Origin of the sequence: Actinacidiphila oryziradicis, assembly GCF_005047355.1 — a bacterium.
Classification (GTDB): Bacteria; Actinomycetota; Actinomycetes; order Streptomycetales; family Streptomycetaceae; genus Actinacidiphila; species Actinacidiphila oryziradicis.
The window spans coordinates 1-1419 of record NZ_SUMC01000333.1 but is presented as its reverse complement, the minus strand read 5'-3'; the positions used below and the strand labels follow the sequence as shown (position 1 = coordinate 1419).

General features: G+C 58.0%; 1 protein-coding gene. It reads left to right on the top strand.

All coding sequences use genetic code 11. The features are described 5' to 3' along the window. A partial coding sequence (locus tag FCI23_RS55690) for an ISL3 family transposase (RefSeq protein WP_136731768.1) occupies nucleotides 1–1382 on the top strand: 1382 nt, incomplete at its 5' end. Nucleotides 1383–1419 lie beyond the last annotated feature (37 nt).

Sequence of the window (1419 nt, the reverse complement as noted above, 5' to 3'; positions counted from 1 at the left end):
TTAAGGTGGTCATCGAATTATCGGTACGTCGATTCCGATGCGTCAATGGCGACTGTAAGGCCGTCACTTTTGCCGAGCAAGTTTCCGGTTTGACCACGCCCCATAGCCGCTATACACCTTTACTTCGTGACATGTTGACCGCGATAGGGTTGGCTCTCGCCGGGCGGGCTGGAGTACGCTTGGCTGGCGAATTGGGGATTACCGTTTCCCGGGACGTATTGCTCAGATTGGTCAGAGCCATTCCCGAAGGTGGACCGACTTCCATACGCATACTCGGCGTTGATGACTTCGCATTCCGCCGTGGGCATCGATACGGAACCATCCTTGTGGACTTGGAGACTCACAAGCCGGTCGATATATTCGATGGTCGGGACGGTGAATCGCTAGCGGCGTGGCTACGCCAACATCCAGAAGTCGAAGTTATTTGCCGCGACCGCGCCGGTGGATACGCTGAAGGTGCACGCGAAGGGGCACCGCAGGCCATTCAAGTCGCGGACCGATTTCATTTGTGGCAGAACTTGGGCGAGGCCGTTGAAAAGACGGTCAACGGACACCGGGTAAATCTTGCCGAGCCGTCGCCTGAGCCGCCCGCCTCGCCGGAGACGCCGCAGGTCAACCAACCGTTTCCCGAGAAGAAGATTGTCAAGCGGCTGAGGCAGAATTATGCCGACGTGCAGGAACTTCGCACCCAGAAGCTGTCCCACGCAGCGATCGGACGGAAACTTGGGATGCACCCAGCGACCGTCCGTAAATTTTCTCACGCCCGGTCCGTGGACGACCTCATTGCCAAAACCGAGCAACGCGCCCACATCGTCGATGCATACACCGGACATCTACACCGTCGTTGGAACGAGGGTGAGCGCAACGCAACCCAACTGTTCCGAGAGATTGTGGAGTTCGGTTACAAGGGAGGCGAGCTGGCCGTTCAACGTTACCTTCGGCGCTACCGCGAAGGCAGGGGGCACGCTCCGCAGACCGGACCGAAGCCTCCGACCGTCCGGGAGGTTACCAGTTGGATTATGCGGCACCCCGAAAGACTCAACGCCGACATGGCTACCACGTTGAAACAAATCTTGTCCCGCGATCCAGAACTCAACCGGCTCGCCGAACACGTCCGGTCTTTCGCGGTCATGATGACTGAGCTGGGCGGTGGCCGACTGGAAGAATGGATTGCCATGGTCGAAATCGATACTCTGCCCGCGCTGGCGTCGTTCGCCCGCAATCTCCGTCGTGATCTGGATGCCGTCCGCAATGGACTGACGCTCGCTTATAATTCAGGTCCAGTCGAGGGAAATAATAATCGCGTCAAGATGCTTAAACGACAAATGTACGGCCGCGCGAATCTTGATCTCCTGCGCAAACGCGTACTGTTCGCTCGGTGAGCGAACCATCGGGGATCACAAGATCGGCGACAGAGCC